This window comes from Sphingomonas beigongshangi, from assembly GCF_016820445.1.
GTDB classification, from domain to species: Bacteria; Pseudomonadota; Alphaproteobacteria; order Sphingomonadales; family Sphingomonadaceae; genus Sphingomonas; species Sphingomonas beigongshangi.
Genome location: NZ_JADHDT010000002.1, coordinates 126,824 through 146,162 on the forward strand (window position 1 = coordinate 126,824; position 19,339 = coordinate 146,162).

General features: G+C 68.9%; 23 protein-coding genes. 18 read left to right on the plus strand and 5 right to left on the minus strand.

The annotated features are described in order from the left end of the window. Positions 1-12 precede the first annotated feature (12 nt). Entirely contained in the window at positions 13-345 is a 333-nt protein-coding gene (locus tag IQ292_RS03750; protein ID WP_203308984.1) for a pilus assembly protein PilZ, read from the plus strand. Between the two features lie 36 nt (positions 346-381). Here the strand turns inward: IQ292_RS03750 and IQ292_RS03755 are convergent, their stop codons facing one another. Then, complete coding sequence (locus tag IQ292_RS03755; RefSeq protein WP_203308985.1) at positions 382-1,317, minus strand: ribose-phosphate pyrophosphokinase; 936 nt, start codon at positions 1,315-1,317, stop codon at positions 382-384. Between the two features lie 101 nt (positions 1,318-1,418). Here IQ292_RS03755 and IQ292_RS03760 point away from each other — a divergent pair, with 101 nt between their 5' ends. From IQ292_RS03760 to IQ292_RS03805, 10 genes are all read left to right on the plus strand, one after another. Continuing rightward, positions 1,419-2,753, plus strand: a complete 1,335-nt coding sequence (locus IQ292_RS03760; RefSeq protein WP_203308986.1) for a glutamate--tRNA ligase — start codon at positions 1,419-1,421, stop codon at positions 2,751-2,753. A gap of 72 nt (positions 2,754-2,825) precedes the next feature. Beyond that, positions 2,826-3,344, plus strand: coding sequence for a hypothetical protein (locus IQ292_RS03765; RefSeq protein WP_203308987.1), 519 nt, complete (start codon positions 2,826-2,828; stop codon positions 3,342-3,344). Positions 3,345-3,470: 126 nt separating this feature from the next. Beyond that, complete coding sequence (locus IQ292_RS03770; RefSeq protein WP_203308988.1) at positions 3,471-4,148, plus strand: energy transducer TonB; 678 nt, start codon at positions 3,471-3,473, stop codon at positions 4,146-4,148. A gap of 51 nt (positions 4,149-4,199) precedes the next feature. Further along, positions 4,200-4,547, plus strand: coding sequence for a hypothetical protein (locus IQ292_RS03775; RefSeq protein ID WP_203308989.1), 348 nt, complete (start codon positions 4,200-4,202; stop codon positions 4,545-4,547). Between the two features lie 41 nt (positions 4,548-4,588). Continuing rightward, the gene (gene ribD / locus IQ292_RS03780; RefSeq protein WP_203308990.1) at positions 4,589-5,590 is read left to right on the plus strand and encodes a bifunctional diaminohydroxyphosphoribosylaminopyrimidine deaminase/5-amino-6-(5-phosphoribosylamino)uracil reductase RibD; all 1,002 of its coding nucleotides are present in this window, start codon (positions 4,589-4,591) and stop codon (positions 5,588-5,590) included. Then, positions 5,575-6,198, plus strand: coding sequence for a riboflavin synthase (locus IQ292_RS03785; RefSeq protein ID WP_203308991.1), 624 nt, complete (start codon positions 5,575-5,577; stop codon positions 6,196-6,198). The genes ribD and IQ292_RS03785 overlap by 16 nt, the downstream gene beginning before the upstream one ends. Further along, the gene (gene ribB / locus IQ292_RS03790) at positions 6,182-7,312 is read left to right on the plus strand and encodes a 3,4-dihydroxy-2-butanone-4-phosphate synthase (protein WP_203308992.1); all 1,131 of its coding nucleotides are present in this window, start codon (positions 6,182-6,184) and stop codon (positions 7,310-7,312) included. Before IQ292_RS03785 ends, ribB begins: the two co-directional genes overlap by 17 nt. A 14-nt stretch (positions 7,313-7,326) precedes the next feature. Beyond that, positions 7,327-7,746, plus strand: a complete 420-nt coding sequence (gene ribH / locus IQ292_RS03795) for a 6,7-dimethyl-8-ribityllumazine synthase (RefSeq protein WP_203308993.1) — start codon at positions 7,327-7,329, stop codon at positions 7,744-7,746. 2 nt (positions 7,747-7,748) lie between these two features. After that, complete coding sequence (locus IQ292_RS03800; RefSeq protein WP_203308994.1) at positions 7,749-8,288, plus strand: GNAT family N-acetyltransferase; 540 nt, start codon at positions 7,749-7,751, stop codon at positions 8,286-8,288. Continuing rightward, positions 8,285-8,716, plus strand: a complete 432-nt coding sequence (locus tag IQ292_RS03805) for a hypothetical protein (protein WP_203308995.1) — start codon at positions 8,285-8,287, stop codon at positions 8,714-8,716. The genes IQ292_RS03800 and IQ292_RS03805 overlap by 4 nt, the downstream gene beginning before the upstream one ends. Before the next feature lie 33 nt (positions 8,717-8,749). On the opposite strand, the gene IQ292_RS03810 is transcribed toward IQ292_RS03805, so the two are convergent. Further along, positions 8,750-9,823, minus strand: coding sequence for an alkene reductase (locus IQ292_RS03810; protein WP_203308996.1), 1,074 nt, complete (start codon positions 9,821-9,823; stop codon positions 8,750-8,752). Between the two features lie 204 nt (positions 9,824-10,027). Here IQ292_RS03810 and IQ292_RS03815 point away from each other — a divergent pair, with 204 nt between their 5' ends. From IQ292_RS03815 to IQ292_RS03840, 6 genes are all read left to right on the plus strand, one after another. Continuing rightward, on the plus strand, positions 10,028-10,882 hold the full coding sequence (locus tag IQ292_RS03815) for a DMT family transporter (protein WP_238940820.1): 855 nt from the start codon (positions 10,028-10,030) through the stop codon (positions 10,880-10,882). Continuing rightward, positions 10,879-11,532, plus strand: coding sequence for a COQ9 family protein (locus tag IQ292_RS03820; RefSeq protein WP_203308998.1), 654 nt, complete (start codon positions 10,879-10,881; stop codon positions 11,530-11,532). The genes IQ292_RS03815 and IQ292_RS03820 overlap by 4 nt, the downstream gene beginning before the upstream one ends. Positions 11,533-11,616: 84 nt before the next feature. Then, positions 11,617-11,877, plus strand: a complete 261-nt coding sequence (locus tag IQ292_RS03825) for a FeoA family protein (RefSeq protein ID WP_374758622.1) — start codon at positions 11,617-11,619, stop codon at positions 11,875-11,877. Positions 11,878-11,890: 13 nt separating this feature from the next. Beyond that, positions 11,891-13,756 carry a ferrous iron transporter B gene (gene feoB, locus IQ292_RS03830; protein ID WP_203309000.1) on the plus strand — a complete coding sequence of 622 codons (1,866 nt, stop codon included), beginning with the start codon at positions 11,891-11,893 and terminating at the stop codon, positions 13,754-13,756. A gap of 9 nt (positions 13,757-13,765) precedes the next feature. Next, positions 13,766-14,350: a single-stranded DNA-binding protein gene (gene ssb, locus IQ292_RS03835; protein WP_203309001.1), complete on the plus strand. Its 585-nt coding sequence runs from the start codon at positions 13,766-13,768 to the stop codon at positions 14,348-14,350. A gap of 65 nt (positions 14,351-14,415) precedes the next feature. Beyond that, positions 14,416-15,894, plus strand: coding sequence for a sensor histidine kinase (locus tag IQ292_RS03840; RefSeq protein WP_203309342.1), 1,479 nt, complete (start codon positions 14,416-14,418; stop codon positions 15,892-15,894). Between the two features lie 52 nt (positions 15,895-15,946). Here the strand turns inward: IQ292_RS03840 and IQ292_RS03845 are convergent, their stop codons facing one another. From IQ292_RS03845 to metX, 3 genes are all read right to left on the minus strand, one after another. Continuing rightward, positions 15,947-16,351: a response regulator gene (locus IQ292_RS03845; RefSeq protein ID WP_203309002.1), complete on the minus strand. Its 405-nt coding sequence runs from the start codon at positions 16,349-16,351 to the stop codon at positions 15,947-15,949. Positions 16,352-16,422: 71 nt separating this feature from the next. Beyond that, a complete protein-coding gene (gene metW / locus IQ292_RS03850) occupies positions 16,423-17,022 on the minus strand; it encodes a methionine biosynthesis protein MetW (protein ID WP_203309003.1) in 600 nt (199 codons plus the stop codon). Beyond that, positions 17,019-18,137: a homoserine O-acetyltransferase MetX gene (gene metX, locus IQ292_RS03855; protein ID WP_203309004.1), complete on the minus strand. Its 1,119-nt coding sequence runs from the start codon at positions 18,135-18,137 to the stop codon at positions 17,019-17,021. The genes metW and metX overlap by 4 nt, the downstream gene beginning before the upstream one ends. Before the next feature lie 110 nt (positions 18,138-18,247). Between metX and hisC the strand changes: the two genes are divergently transcribed. Next, complete coding sequence (gene hisC, locus IQ292_RS03860; protein WP_203309005.1) at positions 18,248-19,339, plus strand: histidinol-phosphate transaminase; 1,092 nt, start codon at positions 18,248-18,250, stop codon at positions 19,337-19,339.

The following is a 19,339-nucleotide window of genomic DNA, read 5'->3' on the forward strand; positions in this document are numbered from 1 at the left end:
ATGCCGGCGGCCATGGAACAGCCGAGCTTCACCGGGCCGATCGAATCGCTGGATGGCGGCGACCATCGCCAGTCGCTGCGCAAGGTCGTCCGCATGCGCGCGCACCTGCGCGATCGCGGCCAGACGCGGTTCGAGATCGACGTCAGCGACCTCTCGCTGTCCGGCTTCCGGGCGGAAACCAGCTTCACGCTATGGCCCGGCACCGTCGTGTGGCTGACGCTTCCCGGGCTGGCAGGACTGGAAGCCGTGGTCGCGTGGCGCGACAAGTTCCAATATGGGTGCGCCTTCGCCAAGCCACTGCACCCGGCGGTTTTCGAGCACATCATCGCCCTGTCGCAGCGCTGAGCCGAGACCCGGCGCGGAAGCCGGGAATCGACGCCCTCAGTCGAACAGCGACGACACGCTCGTCTCGTCCGCGATCCGCTTGATCGCCTCGCCCAGCAGCGGCGCGATGGGAAGATGACGGATCCTGTCCACCTTGCCGATCGAATCGTGGTTGCCGATCGAATCGGTGATGACCAGCTCGCGCAGCGCCGATCCTTCCACCCGCGCGACGGCGCCACCGGACAGCACGCCGTGCGTCACATAGGCGACGACATCCTCCGCCCCCGCCTCGCGCAGCGCCGCGGCGGCGTTGCACAGGGTACCCGCCGAATCGACGATATCGTCGATCAGGATGCAGAAACGTCCCTCGACGTCGCCGATGATGTTCATCACCTCCGACTCGCCGGCGCGCTCGCGCCGCTTGTCGACGATGGCGAGCGGCGCATTGTCGAGCCGCTTGGCGAGCTGGCGCGCCCGCACCACGCCGCCGACGTCGGGCGAGACGACCATCAGGTTCCGCCCCGCGAACCGCGCATGGATATCGGCGCTCATCACCGGCGCGGCATAGAGGTTGTCCGTCGGGATATCGAAGAATCCCTGGATCTGGCCGGCGTGCAGGTCGACCGACAGCACGCGATCCGCGCCGGCGACGGTGATCAGATTGGCGACCAGCTTCGCCGAGATCGGCGTGCGGGGGCCGGGTTTCCGGTCCTGGCGCGCATAGCCCATGTACGGGATGACCGCGGTGATCCGCTTCGCCGACGCGCGCTTCAGCGCGTCGATGATGATCAGCAGCTCCATCAGATTGTCGTTGGCGGGAAAACCGGTCGACTGGATGACGAACACGTCCTCGCCGCGCACGTTCTCCTGGATCTCGACGAAGATTTCCTCGTCGGCGAAGCGGCGCACCAGCGCCTCGGTCAGCGGCAGCTCCAGATAGCCCGCGATCGCCTTCGCCAGCGGAAGGTTCGAATTGCCGGTCATCAGTTTCATGCGTCGCTCCACCCGTTCGGATGGCGAGGTCCCTTAGGCGTCCCTGCCGCGAAGCGGAAGCATGCTTGTTCGCGTCGCCCGGGCTGACTAGGCGGACGGGCATGACGGTCACCCGCTTCGCGCCCTCGCCCACCGGCCTGCTTCACGTCGGCAACATCCGCGCCGCGCTCCAGAACTGGATGCTCGCGAGGCGCGACCGCGGCCGCTTCGTGCTGCGGATCGACGATACCGACGCGGAGCGTTCGGAGGAGCGGTATGTCGAGGCGATCCGCGCCGACCTGGCCTGGCTCGGGCTGATGCCGGACCTGGAGGTGCGGCAGTCGGAGCGGTTCGCCCTGTACCAGACGCGCTTCGATGCGCTCGTGAGCGCCGGGCGCATCTATCCGGCCTATGAAAGCGCGCAGGAACTCGACCTCAAGCGCAAGGTGCTGCTGGGCCGCGGCCTGCCGCCGGTCTACGACCGCGCGGCGCTCCGCCTGAGCGATGCAGACCGGGCGAGGCTGGAAGCCGACGGCGTCCGGCCGCACTGGCGGTTCCGGCTGGATCACGACGCGCCGATCGTCTGGGACGACCTGATCCGCGGGACCCAGCGGTTCGAGCCTGCGACGATGAGCGATCCGGTCATCCGCCGCGCGGACGGGTCCTGGCTCTACATGCTGCCGTCGGCGATCGACGACGCCGACCTCGGCATCACCCATGTCGTGCGCGGGGAGGATCATGTCTCGAACACGGCATTGCAGCTGCAGATGTTCGCCGCGATGGGAGTCGCGCCGCCGCGCTTCGGGCATGCCGCGCTGCTGACGGGCGCGGAAGGCAAATTGTCCAAGCGGCTCGGCTCGCTCGGGGTCGATCATTTCCGCGACGAAGGCATCGAGCCGCAGGCGGTCATCGCCCTGCTGGCGCGGCTGGGCACCAGTGATCCGGTCGAGCCGATCGTCGATCCCGCGCCGCTGATCGCGACGCTGGATTTCGCGCGGTACGGCCGCGCGCCCGCCCGTTTCGACGAAGCGGAACTCGCGCAGATCAGCGCACGCATCGTCCATCAGTTGCCTTATGAATCGGTGCGATCGCGTCTGCCCGCCGGAATGGGGTCGGCGGAATGGGACGCCGTGCGCCCCAATCTGACGCGCATCGCCGATGCGGACGACTGGTGGCAGGTCATCGAGGGTCCCGTCGACGCACCGGCATTCGACGCGGAGACGCGGGACTATCTGGCCGCGGCCGCGAAGGCGGCGGAGACGATCGACTGGGCGGGCGACCCCTGGCACGCTTTGACCAACAGCCTCAAGGAAACGACGGGCCGAAAGGGCAAGGCGCTGTTCCTTCCGCTGCGGCAGGCGCTTACCGGTCGCGACCAGGGTCCGGACATGGCCGCGCTGCTGCCGTTGATCGGCGCGGGGCGCAGCGTGGAGCGCCTGCGCCGCGCCGCTTCATGACGGGAGCCTAATGGAGCGCTCACGCCGCCGACACGTTCGACCTGATATCCATTCGCGATGCGGAGTCCGCCCATGCGCTACCTGCTTGCCCTTGTGCTGTCGTCCGCCGGCCTGCTCGTCGCCGCGCCGGCCGCCGCGGCGTGCACGTCCGGTCCATTCACGGTCGATTGGCCGGCGCAGCGGATGGACGAGCGACTGCAGGCGCTGGCGCATACGACAGGGTGTTTCGTCCGGTTCGATCCCGCGCGGTTCGGCGCGCTGCCCGCACCGCGCCTGCGCGGCCGCCTGGCCACACAAGCGCTGTTGGTCCACTCGGTCCGCGGAACCGGGCTAGAGGCGAACAGGACCCGCAACGCCTGGCATGTCGATCGCGCGCAGCAGGATCGCTTCGGCCAGCGAATCGCCAGCCTGTCGCGCACGATCGACGCGCGCCACCTGCCGCCGCATCGCGCGGCCATGCTGCACCGGGATCTGCGTCGCGTTCGCCAGGCGATCGCCGACGAAGTCCGCACGCAAGGATTCCTCAGCGCCGCCGAACGTGCGGGTCATACCCGCGCGCTCGACTCGGCCGCCGCCCGCATCGCCCGCTGACAGTCCGCCGGGAAGCCGCCGATGGCCGGTTCGACGCCGCTTGACCCCAAAGCGTGATGATGTAACATTTCATTTCCTGCAGGAGATTGGATGACGCTTATCATTGTCTATTGAGGAGAGGGTTCCATGTACGCCGACCGCTACGCCAAGCCGACCCGCTTCAGTCCCTCGGGACTCACCGCCGCCGTCGCGATCAATGCCGGCCTCGTCGCCGCGCTGATATTCGCCGCCCCGCACGTCATGCCCGCGCCGCCGAAGGGCGAGCCGATCGATATCTTCACCGTACCGACCGACCCACCACCGCCGCCACCCGAATCGAATCCCAAGCCGCACGATGTCCGGGCGCGCGTACCGGACGAGACGATCGTCGCGCCCAAGCAAATCGTGCAGACGATTACCGACCCCGTTATGACCGTCGTCGAACCGCCGGTCGTGCCGCAGCCGTTCACCGACCGGATCGGCACTGACACCGTCGCGAAGCCCGATCCCGGCCCGACCGCGACGCCGCTGCCGCCGCTGATCGCGCCGAGTGTCGATCCGCGCTACGCCGATGCGCTCCAGCCGCCCTATCCCGCTGCGGAACGACGCGCCGGGCGCGAGGGCCGCGTGACGGTGCGCGTGCTGATCGGCGTTGATGGCCGCGTCAAGCTGATCGAACGCGTCGACGCGACGAGCGACGCATTCTGGAACGCGGCCCGGACGCAGGCGCTGTCGCGCTGGCGGTTCCGGCCGGCGACGCGCGGCGGCGTGCCCGAAGAGGCGTGGCGGACGATGACGTTGCGCTTCGTCCTCGAGGAATCCTGACCCGACGCGGGAGGGCTGGTCGCGGCGCGCCGGTCCTCCTATCTTGGTGTCATGCAGTTCTTCAGCCGCTTTTCGCCGGTTCGTGCCTACAAGGACCTGCGCCTTTTCCTGGCCGGCCGCGAGCGTCACGAGCTCGGCTTCCTCGCCGCAGCGGTCGCGATCACCGGATTCTTCGTCTACGCCTTCGCGCGCAACGATTACGACATCCCGCCCAAGCCGCCGCAGATCATCTATGTCCAGCAGTGGACTGCCGATCGCACCGACGCGCAGATCCGCGCCCAGCAGGCGATCGACAAGGTCGCGCAGGACAAGCGCATCGACGAATACAATGCCCGCGTCGACAAGATGCGCGCGCAGTTCAAGAAGGCGGATGACGCCATGAACAAATGGGGGCTGTAAGGGCTGGCGAAACCACGACCGCCCAAGGCGATTCGCGTTGGATGGCGGCCGCGCTCGCGCTGGCCGAGCGGACTCGCGGGTCGACGGCGCCCAATCCCAATGTCGGCTGTGTCCTGGTGCGTGGCGGCCGGGTCGTCGGGCGTGGCTGGACGCAGCCGGGCGGCCGTCCCCATGCCGAGGCGATGGCACTTGCCCAGGCCGGCGACCACGCCCGTGGCGCCACGGCCTTCGTCACGCTGGAACCTTGCGCGCATGCCAGCCACCGCGGCCCCGCCTGCGCGGCGCTGCTCGTCGCGGCGGAGGTGGCGCGAGTCGTCGCCGCGCTGCGAGACCCGGATCCGCGCACGGACGGCGCCGGTTTCGCCCTGTTGTCCGAGGCCGGCATTGCGGTCGAACATGGGATCGGCGCAGACGAGGCGGCACGCAGCATGGCGGGGTTCCTGACGCGCCGCAGGCTCGGCCGTCCGTATGTGACGCTCAAGCTCGCCACATCGCTCGACGGGCGGATCGCGCTGCCGGACGGCACCAGCCGCTGGATCACGGGGTCGGCGGCGCGCGCGCACGCGCATCTCGAACGCAGCCGGCATGAGACGATCCTCGTCGGTCGCGGCACCTGGCAGGTCGATCGGCCGGTCCTCGACGTGCGGTTGCCCGGGCTGGAGCGACACAGCCCCCGGCGGGTGGTCCTCACGTCGCGCGCCCGATCGGTGACGGCTTCGCCGCATCTCGCCTTCGACGCAGCGGAGGACGAACCCGGCCCCATCGTCATCGCCGATCCGGCCGCGATAGCCGACCTTCCGGGCGATCATCTTCTGGTCGAAGGCGGTGCGGCCACCGCGGCCGCCTTTCTCGCGGCGGACCTCGTCGACCGTCTGCTCCTGTATCGCGCGCCGATCGTCATCGGCGCCGGGCTGCCGGCGATCGGCGACATCGGTCTTGCCGACCTGGCAGGGGCACACGGCCGCTGGCGATGCCAGGATGCACGCGCGCTTGGCAGCGATCGGCTCGAGGTCTACGAGCGCATCCCATGTTCACCGGCATAGTCAGCGACATCGGAACGATCGAGGCGGTAGAGCACCGCGGCGACGCCCGTTTCCGCATCTCCACGTCCTATGACACGGCGGGGATCGACCTCGGCGCGTCCATCGCCTGTTCCGGCGTCTGCCTGACCGTCGTCGACAAGGGCCCCGGCCCCGACGGCAAAGGCTGGTTCGCGGTCGACGTCTCCGGAGAAACGATCGCGCGCACGGCCGATCAGTGGCAGGAGGGTCGGCGCCTCAACCTCGAACGCGCGATGAAGCTGGGCGACGAACTCGGCGGCCATATCGTCACCGGCCATGTCGACGGTGTCGCGACCGTGATGGGCATCTGCCCGGACGGCGATTCGCATCGCATCGGCTTCGCGGTGCCCGCCGACCTTGCGCCGTTCATCGCCACCAAGGGATCGATCACCGTCGACGGCGTCTCCCTCACCGTCAATGCGGTGGAGGACAAGGGCGACTCGACGCATTTCGCGGTCAACGTGATCCCGCACACCCAGGCGGTGACGACGCTCGGCACGCTGGCGGCGGGCCAGCGCGTCAACATCGAGATCGACGTTCTCGCCCGCTATCTGCAACGCATGGAGCATTACCGTGGCCAGTCCCGCTAAGGTGGCGTCGCTGCGCCACGCCTTCCTCTCCTCGCCGGAGGAGATCATCGACGAGGCCCGAAATGGCCGGATGTTCATCCTGGTCGACGACGAGGACCGCGAGAACGAGGGCGATCTCGTCATCCCGGCGCAGATGGCGACGCCGGAGAAGATCAATTTCATGGCGACGCACGGCCGCGGCCTCGTCTGCCTTGCGCTGACCAAGCGGCGCGTCGAGGAACTCGGCCTGTCGCTGATGAGCCGCAACAACGGCACGCGCTACGAGACCGCCTTCACCACCTCGATCGAGGCGCGTGACGGCGTGACGACGGGGATCTCCGCCGCGGATCGCGCACGCACGATCGCCGTCGCGATCGACGCGTCCAAGGGCCGCGACGAGATCGTGACGCCCGGACACGTCTTTCCGCTCGTCGCGCGCGACGGCGGCGTCCTCGTCCGCACTGGTCATACGGAGGCGGCGGTCGACGTCTCGCGCCTCGCCGGCCTCAATCCGTCGGGCGTGATCTGCGAGATCATGAACGAGGACGGGACCATGGCGCGGCTCGACGACCTGGTCGCGTTCGCGCAGCGCCACAACCTGAAGATCGGCACGATCCGCGACCTGATCGCCTATCGTCGCCGCCACGATCATCTGGTGGAGAAGCGCGCCGAGGCCCGGTTCGTCAGCGACTGGGGCGGCGAGTGGACCGCGATGACCTTCTGGAACAAGGCGACCGGCTCCGAGCAGATCGCGCTGGTGAAGGGCAAGGTCGATCCTGCCAGGCCGACGCTGGTGCGCATGCACGCCCTGTCGCCCTTCGCCGACATCTTCGGCGAGCGCGGCGGTCGCGCCGAGCTGCTGCGCCGATCGATGGAGATCATCGGCGAGGAAGGTGCCGGCGTCGTCGTCGTCATCAACCGCCCCCGGCCCGACCAGTTCACCGTCGCGCTGCAGGCGAAGGCGGGAACGCTTGCGCCGGCCGAGATGGACGAACTGCGTGATTACGGGGTCGGCGCGATGATCCTGACCGAGCTCGGGGTCGAGGAGATGGTGCTGCTGACCAACACGCATCACACGCTCGTCGGGCTCGACGGCTATGGCCTGTCGATCGTCGGCGAACGGCCGATCGACTGACCGAAGGAATCCTCATGGCCCATGTGCTCATCGTGGAAGCGCGCTTCTACGACCATCTGAACGACATGCTGCTTGCCGGCGCCCGCGCGGCGATCGAGGCGGCGGGACACAGCCACGCCACCGTCACCGTTCCCGGCGCGCTCGAGGTACCCGGCGCGCTCGCGATGGCGGCGGAGACCGGGCAATATGACGCCTATGTCGCGCTCGGCGTCGTCATCCGCGGCGAAACCTATCATTTCGAAATCGTCTCGAATGAGAGCGCGCGCGGCATCATGGCCCTGACGATGGACGGGCTGCCGATCGGCAACGGCATCCTGACCACCGAGAACGAGGAGCAGGCGATCCGCCGCGCCGATCCGGCGCAGCTCGACAAGGGCGGCGGCGCGGCGGAGGCGGCGCTGGCGATGCTCGCACTGAAGCACCGGCTCGGCTGACGATGCTCGGCCCTGTCCTCTTCACGCCGCGGCTGATGCTGCGGCCGCTGAACGGCGAGGATCTTGAGGGCTATGTCGCCTTCTACGGCGAACCGGAGACCATGCGCTTTCTGGGCGGCGTCCAGCCGCGCGAGGTGGCGTGGCGCCACCTGTGTACCATGGCCGGTGCCTGGATGGTGCGCGGCTTCTCGATGTTCTCGGTCATCGAGCGCGACAGCGGCGCCTGGGTCGGCCGCGTCGGTCCGCACCAGCCCGAAGGCTGGCCGGGCACCGAGATCGGCTGGGGCATCCTCGGCCGCTTCGCCGGCCGCGGCTATGCGCATGAGGCCGCCTGCGCGGCGATGGATTATGCCGTCGACGTGCTCGGGTGGACGCGGATCATCCACACGATCGATCCCGACAACCACAGCTCGATCGCGCTGGCCAAGCGGCTGGGGTCGACCAACGGCGGCCCGGTGACGCTGCCGCCTCCGCTCGAGGCGTATCGCGTCGACGCCTGGGGGCAGGATGCGGCAGACTGGCGGGCGCGGCGCCGCGCATGATGACGCCGCCGCCCTCCCGCTGGAAGGTCGTGGAGCGCGGCCGGCGGCTGGAGGTCATCGACCTGCGCGCGGGCGTGGATGAGCGCAGGCGAGCCAAACCGCCCGCCTCGCGCGGTTCGGCCCCTGTTACGAAGACGTCCCTGACCGGGCTCCGCAAGATCAGCTTCGACGGGTCGAGCAAACTGACCACGCACCGGCTCTATGACGACCACGGCCCGAGGATGGTGCGGCTCGACCCGGCAAGCGCGCGGATCGCGGCGATCGCGGCGGCGGCCACCGTGCTTGCGGCGACCGCCCTGATCGTCACGGCCGTCTTCTGGCCGGCGATCCTGCTGATCCTGCCGGTGCTGGCCCAGGACAAGGCGCGTGCGGCGATCCGCCGCCCCGTCACCGCCTGGCTGGACGATCGCGTCCGCCAGGCAAGCTGATCCCCCCTTCCGCGCGCGGAAGGGGAGACTGCGTCACGCCGCTTCGGTCTCGAGCGCCGGATAGTCGGTGTACCCCTCCGGCCCCTTTGTATACCAGGTCTTCGGATCGTCCTGGTTCAACGGCGCGTCCCGGCGCAGGCGCTCGACCAGATCCGGGTTGGCGATGAACTTGCGACCGAAGGCGATCGCGTCCGCGACGTCCGAGTCGAGATCCGCCTGCGCGCTGTCCTTCTCGTAATCCTGGTTGAGGATGAGCGGGCCGCCGAACACCTTGCGGATCTGCGGGCTCAGCTTGGGCACGTCGGTCTTGCCGAACGTGCCGTCGGGACCCTGCTCGCGCAGTTCGAGGAAGGCGATGCCGAGCGCGTCGAGCGCCTTCGCCGCGGGGATGAAGACGCTGGCGGGATCGCTGTCGTCCGCGCCCTGCGTCTCGCCGTTGGGCGACAGACGGATGCCGGTGCGGCCGGCGCCGATCGCGTCGATGACGCGCGCCACGGCCTCCTGCATGAAGCGGATGCGGTTTTCGGGGCTGCCGCCGTAATCGTCGTCGCGCTGGTTGGTCCCGTCGCGCAGGAACTGGTCGATCAGATAGCCATTCGCGCCATGCAGCTGCACGCCGTCGAAACCGGCGCGAATCGCGGCACGGGCGGCATCGGCATATTCGTCCTGCGCGCGGCGGATGTCGTCGAGCGTCGCCGCCTTCGCCTCGGCATAGGGATTCTCGGGCTTGTGATAGGGCGCGCGCGTCGCGGACGACGACAGCGGCTGCTGGCCGGTCACGTCCGGGCGCGCCAACCGGCCCATGTGCCAGATCTGCGCGACGATCTTGCCGCCCGCCTGGTGCACCGCCTCGGTCACCGGCTTCCACGCCTCGACCTGCGCGTCGGTCCAGAGGCCCGGCGCATTGGGCCAGCCGAGGCCAAGCCGGCTGACGCCCGTTCCCTCGGTGATGATCAGCCCCGCGCCCGCGCGCTGACGGTAATAGTCGATCATGACTTCGGTCGGCACGTGATCGTCGGTCGCACGGCCGCGGGTCAGCGGCGCCATGACGACGCGATTGGCAGCGGCGATATCGCCCAGTTGGATCGGATCGAAGAGCGTTGGCATCGGACATTCCCTTTTGTTGCCTGACGCACGGCAGATAGGACGCTACAGCGGGGCATGCATCAGGATCGGTGGCAAAGAAAAACTGTTGGCAGGGTAACGCAGATCAGGGGAAGCGGGTCCGCATTGTCGTCTCGTACCGACGGCGGGACGGTCGTGCCAGCGGCGAGCCCGGTCGCGCATCCGCTCGCCTTCGCCGCGCTCGTCATGGCGAACGTGATGCTCGCCTTCGGTCCGTGGTTCGTCCGGCTCGCCGACGTCGGCCCCGTCGCGGCGGCCTTCTGGCGGATCACGCTGGCGGTGCCGTTCCTCGCGATGCTCGCGCTCGCGGGCGGCGCGCGGCCGATGCGGCTGCCGCGCGGCCTGGTCGCCTTGCTCGTCATCGCCGGGATCGGATTCGCCGGCGACCTCGGCAGCTGGCACCTCGGCATCGTCCGCACGACGCTCGCCAATGCGACCCTGTTCGGCAATTGCGCGATCCTCGTCTATCCGCTGTACGGCTTCCTCGTCGCGCGCGCCTGGCCGACGCGCGGGCAGGCCTTCGCGCTCGCGCTCGCCGCCGCCGGCGCCGCCCTGCTGCTCGGCCGCTCGTACCAGCTCGATCCGCGCAATCTGGCCGGCGACCTGCTCTGCATCCTCGCAGGCCTGCTCTACACGATCTATATCGCGCTGATGGCGCGCATCCGCGAAACCATGGCGTCGCTCCCCGCGCTCGCCCTCGCCTCCACGGCCAGCGTGCTGCCGCTCTTCATCTATGCCGCCGTGCTCGGCGAGGCGATCATGCCGCACGCCTGGACCCCGCTGATCGGCCTCGCCCTGGTCAGTCAGGTGATCGGCCAGGGACTGATGATCTTCGCGATCGGCCAATTGTCGCCGCTCGTCGTCGGCATCGCACTGTTGATCCAGCCGATCGTCGCCGGCACCGTCGGCTGGATCGCCTATGGCGAGCGGCTGCACGGAGCCGACTGGATCGGCGTCGCGTTGGTGGCGACGGCACTGGTGCTCGTCCGCCGGGGCGAGGTTGCGCCGCGCGCGCCGGAGGCGCAGGAGGAACTGGCATGACCGAGGATCTGACGCTCGACGAAATCCGCTTGGCGCTCGCGCCGGGCATCGCCGCCAATGCGGCGTTCGATGGCTGGGGCGATGCCGCGCGCGACATGGCGGCGGACGCGGCGGGCATCGACCGCGACATCGCGCGACTCGCGTTCCGGGACGGCGCGGTCGGCATGATCGACGCCTGGTTTGCGCATGTCGACGCGGAAATGACGCGCGCCCTGCCGCCGGAATCGCTGAAGGCGATGCCGATCCGCGCCCGGATCAGCGAACTCGTCACCGCGCGCCTGACCACCATGGCGCAGGACCGCGAGGCGCTGCGCCGCGCGCTCGCGATCCTCGCGATGCCGCAGAACGTCGCGCGCGCAGCCCGACTCGGCTGGCGCAGCGTCGACGCTATATGGCGCCAGGCGGGCGACACGGCCACCGACTACAATCACTATACCAAGCGGACGATCCTGCTCGGCGTCTATGCCGCGACGGTGACGGTGTTTCTCGACGACGAGAGCGACGGCTTCGCCGATACGCGCGCGTTCCTCGGCCGGCGGATCGAGGGGATCATGCGGTTCGAAAAAGCGAAGGCGGGCATGATCCGTCGCGCCGACCATCGCCCCAGCCTGTCCCGCTTCATCGGACGGCTGCGGTATCCGGTCGTATGATCCCGGGCGCCCCGTCCCGCACGGACGGGTACGATGCGACGGACGGTAATTGATAATCAATCTCATTGTGCTTATACAGGCCTGGTGTTGTCAAAGCTGAACCTCGAGACGCTGCCGCGCCATCACGCCGCCACGGTCGATGCGATCGACTGGACCCGTCTTTCGCCGCCGGAAGCGCGCCGCCTGCGCGAACTCGGCTTTGACGAGGGCGTGCCGGTGGAGGTGCTGCACCGGGCGCGCCTGGGCGGCGGGCCGATCGCCTGCCGCATCGGCCGGATGACGGTGGCGCTGCGCCGTGCGGTCGCCGCCGCGATCCAGGTGACGATCCCGCTACCTGCCGAATAAGCCTCACCCCGCGATGGAACATCCGCCGCTGGTCGCGCTGGTCGGCAACCCCAATGCCGGCAAGAGCGCGCTTTTCAACGCCCTGACCGGCGCGCGGCAGAAGGTCGGCAATTATCCCGGCGTGACGGTGGAGCGCCATTCGGGCCGACTCGCCCTCGCGGACGGCCGCCCGGTCGAATTGATCGACCTGCCCGGCGCCTACAGCCTCGACCCGTCGAGCCCAGACGAACGGGTCACGCGCGACGTGGTCACCGGCAAGAGCGGGCTGGAGCGGCTCCCCGATGCGCTGATCGTCGTCGTCGACGCCGCCAATCTCGACAATCATCTGCGCTTCACACTCCAGCTGATCGCGCTCGGCCTGCCGGTGGTCGTCGCGCTCAACATGATCGACCTCGCGGAACGCGACGGCCTGACGCTCGATGCGGCGGTGCTCGAGCGCGAACTGGGCGTGCCGGTCATCCCCACCGTGGCGGTGCGCCGACGCGGGCTTGAGGATTTGCGCGAGGCGCTCGCCCGCGCCGTCGTGCCGGTGACAGGCGTCGTGCCGCTTCGACCCTCCGACGGCAGCGTGCAGGACGACATCGTCACGCTGCAGCGCCGCGCCCGGCGCATCGCCACCGCGGCGACGGTGGCGGAGACGAGCGGCCGGCGCTGGATGCATCTGCTCGACGCGGTCGCCTTGCACCCCATCGGCGGTCCGCTGCTGCTGGCGACGATCCTCTTCGTCATGTTCCAGGCGGTCTTCACCTGGGCCAAGATCCCGGCCGATGCGATCGACGCCGGCTTCGCCGGGCTGCAGGGGCTGGTCGCCGCGCACCTGCCCGACGGCTTCCTGCGCTCGCTGCTCGCGGACGGCCTGATCGCGGGCGTCGGCGCGGTCGTCGTGTTCCTGCCGCAGATCCTGATCCTGTTCCTGTTCATCCTCGTGCTCGAATCGTCGGGCTACATGGTGCGGGCGGCCTTTCAGATGGACCGGCTGATGGCGACCGTGGGCCTGTCGGGTCGCGCCTTCATCCCGCTCCTCTCCAGCTTCGCCTGTGCGGTGCCGGGAATCATGGCGACGCGGACCATCGAGGACGAGAAGGACCGGCTGACCACGATCCTGATCGCGCCGCTGATGACGTGCAGCGCGCGCTGGCCGGTCTACACGCTGATCATCGGCGCGATGATCCCCGACACGCAGGTGCTGCCCTTCGTCCGGCTGCAGGGCCTCGTCATGTTCGGGCTGCTGCTCATCGGCATCGCCGGCGCCTATGTCGCCGCGCTCGTGCTGCGCCGGACGGTGACCAAGGGCGCGTCGTCGGGCTTCATGATGGAGATGCCCAAATATCAGGTGCCGCGCCTCGGCGACATCGCGCTCGGTCTGTGGCAGCGCGCGCTCGTGTTCCTCAAGCGCGCGGGCACGACCATCGCCGCGACGACGATGGTGCTGTGGCTGCTGCTCTCGTTCCCGAAGCCGCCGGTCGGCAGCGGCATCAGCCCGGTCGACTATTCGATCGCCGGCCGGATCGGCCACGGCATCGAGCAGGTCGTGAAGCCGATCGGCTTCAACCGCGACATCGCGCTTGCACTGCTGCCGGCGATGGCGGCGCGCGAGGTGGCGGTCTCCGCGATCGGCACCGTCTATGCGATCGACGACAGCGACGGGAAGGGCACCGACCGGATCACCGACCAGATCCGCGGCCGCTGGAGCCTGCCGACCGCGCTTGCTTTTCTGATGTGGTTCGTTTTCGCGCCGCAGTGCATTTCGACGATCGCGGTGACACGCCGTGAAACCAACGGCTGGAAATGGCCGCTGTTCATGGTCGGCTACCTTTTTGCGGCGGCCTATGTCATGGCGGGGATCACATTCTGGCTGGCAACGTTTGCCGGCCTCTAAGAGGATCTCATGGCAGGCAGCGTCAACAAGGTCATTCTCGTCGGCAACCTGGGGCGCGACCCCGAGTCGCGTTCGTTCCAGAACGGCGGCAAGGTTGTGAACCTGCGGATCGCGACGTCCGAATCGTGGAAGGACCGCAACACCGGCGAGCGCAAGGAAAAGACCGAATGGCATTCGGTCGCGATCTTCAACGAGGGCCTCGCCAACGTCGCCGAGCGGTTCCTGCGCAAGGGCTCCAAGGTCTATATCGAGGGCCAGCTGCAGACCCGCAAATGGCAGGATCAGCAGGGCAACGACAAATATTCCACCGAGATCGTGCTGCAGGGATTCAACTCCGTGCTGACGATGCTCGACGGACCCGGTGGCGGCCAGGGCGGTGGCGGCCGTAGCGGCGGCGACGAATGGGGCGGCGGCGATGATTTCGGCGGCGGCTCGTCGGGCGGCTATGGCGGCGGTGGTGGCGGTGGCGGCGGAAGCCGCGGCGGCGGCTATGGCGGCGGCCAGTCCGGCGGCAACCGTGGCGGCGGCGGCGGCTTCGGCGCCGGACAGCCGGGTGGGTTCGCCGACGATCTCGACGATGACGTGCCGTTCTGATCGTGGACGAGGTTCCCGCGCCCACGGCGCCCGGCTGGCGGATCGACGAACGCGCGCGCCTGGCGATGCTCGCCAGCTACCAGCCGCGCGCGCTGCGTGAATCCGTCGCCCTCAAGCAGATCACGGATTTCGCGGCGGCGCTGTGCGACGCGCCGATCGCATTGGTCACCCTGGTCGAGGATCAGGAACAGCTCTTCCTCGCCAGAACGGGACTGGCGCTGGAAGGGACGTCGCGCGCCATCTCCTTCTGCGACCATACGATCCGGACCGAGCGCGCGCTGATCGTACCCGATACGCACGACGATCTGCGGTTCGTCGCCAACCCGCTCGTCACGGATGCGCCCTTCGTCCGGTTCTACGCGGGCGTGCCGCTGCGCGGAGACAATGACGTACCGCTGGGCGCGCTGTGCGTCCTCGACGACAAGCCCCGCGACGGACTCACCCCCTTGCAGATGCAGGGGCTGGAGGTGCTCGCCGCCAATGTGATGGCGCGCCTCTCGGATCATCGCGATGCGACGCAGCGGCGTGACGAAGCGGACGTCGCCGCACGCGCGCTGACCGACAGCGAGGATCGCTTCCGCACGCTCGCCGACACGATGCCGCAGATGGTATGGTCGACGCTGCCCGACGGCTATCACGATTATTACAACGCGCGCTGGTATGAATTCACCGGCACGCCGCCCGGGTCGACCGATGGCGAGGGCTGGAACGACATGTTCCATCCCGACGACCAGGACCGCGCCTGGACGATCTGGCGGCACAGCCTGGAGACGGGTGCGCCGTATCAGATCGAATATCGCCTGCGCCACCACGACGGCACCTACCGCTGGGTGCTGGGGCGCGCGCTGCCGATCCGCGATGCGGAGGGGCGCATCACGCGCTGGTTCGGTACCTGCACCGACATCCACGAGCAGAAACTCGCGCTGGAAGAGCGGGAGATCGTAAGCCAGGAGCTGTCGCACCGCATCAAGAACATCTTCGCGGTCGTCTCCGGCCTCATCTCCTTCGCCGCCCGCGGCAAGCCGGAATTCGCCGCGACCGCGGCGGACCTTCGCGAACGGATCACCGCGCTCGGCCGTGCCCATGACTTCGTCCGCCCGCACAGCGCGACGAGCGCGCGGGCCGCGGTGCAGCAGGACAGCCTGCACGGCCTTCTGGGGGAGCTGTTCGAGCCCTACCGGCGTGGCGACCGCCTGCCGATCCGGATTGCGGGCGACGACATCGTCATCGACGACCGATCCACGACGCCGCTTGCGCTGCTGTTCCACGAGCTCGCCACCAACGCGAGCAAATATGGCGCGCTCTCGGCGGACGACGGCGAGGTGATCGTCACCATCGCGCGTTCCGATGACGAGGTGACGCTGGAATGGGTCGAGCATGGCGGCCCGCCCGTCGCGGCGCCGGAGCGGTCGGACGGTTTCGGCAGCCAGCTGATCGAACTGTCGGCGGTCCGCCAGCTTGGCGGGACGGTCGCGCGGCGCTGGAACGAAGACGGGCTGTCAGCAACTGTGACGGTGCCGCTGCCGTCCTTCAGCCGTGGCTAGAGTCTGATCAACGTGCGTGGAATCGGCACCGCGCCGATCCAGCGGTGCTGGATCACACACTAGATCTCAGCATCACGACGTCGTCGTTGGCTGCGTCGTGCGCTTCGTGATCGTCCGTCGCGAGCGCCGCCGCGGCAAGGATCGCCGCCTCGCTGAACGGCTTGCGGATATAGCCTAGCGCGCATTCGGCCGCGCCGTCGATCTGCGCGGGATTGGCGGTGACGAACACCACCTTCACGCCATAGTCCTGCGCGATGCGGCGTGCGATCTCCGGCCCAGTGGCTCCGTCGCGCAGGTTGACGTCGACGAACGCGAAACCGCATTCGGGCGCAGCCTCGATCGCGCTCTCGCTGTCTGCCGCGATCGCCGCGACACGATAGCCGGCGTCGAGCAGAATCCGCTCCAGATCGAGCGCGACGAAAATCTCATCTTCGACGATCAGGGCGGTCTTGGTCATCACTCTTTCCGGCTTTGGCATGGCCAAACCACGCTACGCGCGCTTTGTTCCGGGCCGGTCGGAAATGTCGGTCAATTCCCCGGCGCGCGTTGCAGCAGGAACACGGCGTGCTGGGCGAGCAGGTTGGCGGCGGCCGAGCTGCGCTGCCGATCCCCCGAGAGGAACCATGCGCCCTCCACCCTTATGCCCCGATCCTGCAAAAAGGCGCGAAAATCGTCGATCGTCAGATGGTGGATATTCGGGGTATCGTACCATTGCTGCGGCAGCTGCCGCGTCACCGGCATCCGCCCTCCCCACAGCAGCGACAGCCGCACCCGCCATTGCGCGAAATTGGGGAAGCTGACGAAGGCACGGCGCCCGATCCGCAACAGATGGTCGAGAACCACGTCGGGCGCGCGGGCGGTCTGCAGCGTCTGGCTGAGGATCGCATAGTCAAAGCTGTCGTCGGGATAGCCTGCGAGATCCACGTCGGCGTCGCCCTGGATTACCGAGAGTCCGCGCGCCACGGCTGCGGCGACGTTGCCGGCGTCGATCTCCAGCCCCCGCGCGTCGCACCCGCGTTCGTCCCGCAGCGCCGCCATCAGCGCACCGTCGCCGCACCCGACGTCCAGGACCCGCGTGCCGCGCGCGACATGGCCGGCGATCACCGCGAGATCGGGACGCAGGCTCATGCGCGGCCGCCCCTCAAGAAGCCGTCGACGACGCGGTTCATCTCCGGCGCGTCGAGCAGGAAGGCGTCATGGCCATAGGGACTGGACAGTTCGACGAAGCTCACCGCCGCGCCAGCGGCATTGAGCGCCTGCACGATGTTGCGCGATTCCAGCGTCGGATACAGCCAGTCCGTATCGAAGCTGATCACGCAGAACCGCGTCGCCGTGCGGCGAAAGGCGTTGGCGAGCAGTCCGCCGTGCTCCTCCGCCAGGTCGAAATAGTCGAGCGCGCGCGTGATGTAGAGGTAGCTGTTCGCATCGAAGCGGTCGACGAAGGCGAGCCCCTGATGCCGCAGATAGCTTTCCACCTGGAAATCCGCGTCGAATCCGAAGCTCTTCGCGTCGCGCGCCTGCAACCGCCGTCCGAACTTCTCCGTCAGTCCCGCCTCGGACAGGTAGGTGATATGCGCCGCCATCCGTGCCACGGCGAGGCCCGCCGCGGGCGGTTCGCCGCTATAATAGTCGCCGCCGTTCCATTTGGGGTCGGCCATGATCGCCTGCCGGCCCACTTCGTGGAAGGCAATGTTCTGCGCCGAGTGCCGGGCGGTCGAGGCGATCACCACCGCGGCGCGCACGCGATCGGGGAAGGTCGCGGCCCAGCTGAGCGCCTGCATCCCGCCCATCGAGCCGCCGACGACCGCCTTTAGCGTGACGACCCCGAGGTGATCGAGCAGCAGCGCCTGCGCCCGCACCATGTCGCGGATCGTGATGACCGGGAAGCCCATCGCCCATGGCCGCCCGGTCGCGGGATTGTCCGTCGCCGGGCCGGACGAGCCCATGCAGCTGCCGATGACGTTGGTGCAGATGACGAAATCCCGCGACGGATCGATCGGCCGGCCGGGGCCGATCATCCGCGTCCACCAGCCCGGCTTGCCGGTGCGCGGGTGGACGGAGGCGACATGCTGGTCGCCGGTCAGCGCGTGGCAGACGAGCACCGCATTCCCGCCGTCGGGCGCGAGCGTGCCGTAGGTCTCGTAGCCGATGTCGACGGGCGACAGCAGTGCGCCCCCGTCGAGCCGCAGCGGCCCGGGCAGCGTCGCACGGCGGGACAGCCCGAAGCGCTGATCGTCAGACATGCGCGGTTCGCTACGGCGGCGCGCGGGGCAATACAAGACGCGTCGCGCCGCGGCTGCGAGCGCCCCGCGAGGATTGGCTTGCCCCGCAATCCCGCCTAGAGCACGCGGCCATGACCGCACCTGCTCCCAAGCCCTGGATCCTCGGCATCGCCCCCTATGTCCCCGGCCGCGCCACCGCGGACGACGGGCGCCGCGTCATCAAGCTGTCCTCCAATGAAAATCCGCTCGGCACGCCCGAGTCCGCGCGCGACGCCTATCGCAGCGCCGCGACCGAGCTGGAACGCTACCCGGACGCCGCCGCCGTCGAACTGCGCGCCAAGATCGCGGCGCATTACGGCATCGAAGCGGACCGGATCGTCTATGGTACCGGTTCGGACGAGGTGCTGCACCTCGCGGCTGGCGCCTTCGCCGGGGTCGGCGACGAGATCATCCACGTCCGGTACGGCTTCGCGGTCTACGAGATCGCCACCCGTCGCGTCGGCGCGACGCCGGTGATCGCGCCCGACGCGGACTATGCGACCGACGTCGACGCGATCCTGGCCGCGGTGACCGACCGCACGCGCGTCGTGTTCGTGGCCAACCCCAACAATCCGACCGGCACCTATACGCCAAGGGTGGACATCGCGCGGCTGCACGCGGGCCTGCGCAAGGACATCCTGCTGGTGCTCGACCAGGCCTATACCGAATATCTGGAGCCGGAGGACGACGACGGCGGCCTCGACCTGGCGCGTACCGAGCCGAACGTCCTCGTCACGCGGACCTTCTCGAAGATCTTCGGCCTTGCCGCGGAGCGGATCGGCTGGGGCTATGCCGCCCCTGCCATTATCGACGCGATGCATCGCATCCGCGCGCCCTTCTCCTTCGGTATCGGCGCGCAGCGCGCCGCCATCGCGGCGCTCGCCGACACGGATTTCGTGACGCGCAGCCGCGAGCACAATCGTGAATGGCGTGGCTGGTTCGCGCACGCGGTCGAGAGCATTCCCGGCCTGCGCGCCGTACCGTCCAAGGCGAATTTCGTCCTGGTGACCTTCGCGGGGCCGCTGCGCGCCGAGACGGCCTATCAGGCGTTGATGGCTTCGGGCTATGCGACGCGCTGGCTGCCCGGCCAGGGCCTTCCGGACGCCCTGCGCATCACGATCGGTTCGGAGGAGGACATGCGCGCGGTGGTCGAGGTGCTGCGCACCGAGGCTGGCAAGGCATAA